The 432-nt window shown below is 44.2% G+C and carries 1 protein-coding gene; it reads left to right on the top strand.

Going from position 1 to position 432, the window contains the following annotated elements; all coding sequences use genetic code 11:
• Positions 1 to 70: 70 nt before the first annotated feature.
• Positions 71 to 432 (top strand): isocitrate/isopropylmalate family dehydrogenase (locus tag CVN76_RS02000; protein WP_269800004.1); only part of this gene is annotated, 362 nt, incomplete at its 3' end.

Raw genomic sequence — 432 nt, 5'->3', positions numbered from 1 at the left:
AGGGTTAGTGGTGCTGCCTGCTTTAAAGGTGGACCATCTAACCTTTGAATTTGAATCGGAGGTAAGAGACATGACACAAAGCCAAAAAATCACAGTTACTAACGGTGCTCTTAACGTGCCAAACAACCCAATCGTTCCTTATATCGAGGGAGACGGAATCGGTCCTGATATCTGGGCAGCAGCTTCTCGCGTTTTAGACGCAGCAGTTGAAAAAGCCTACAATGGCGAAAAGAAAATCGAATGGAAAGAAGTTTTAGCTGGACAAAAAGCATTTGACCAAACAGGCGAATGGCTTCCACAAGAAACTCTAGATGTCATTAACGAATATCTGATCGCTATTAAAGGACCTCTTACAACTCCAATCGGTGGCGGTATCCGTTCATTGAACGTTGCATTGCGTCAAGTATTGGACTTAGATCGGAAGAGCGTCGT

The organism is Bacillus sp. mrc49 (genome assembly GCF_002803435.1).
The sequence above is the reverse complement of the archived record's forward strand: the minus strand, read 5'-3'. Positions and strand labels throughout refer to the sequence as shown.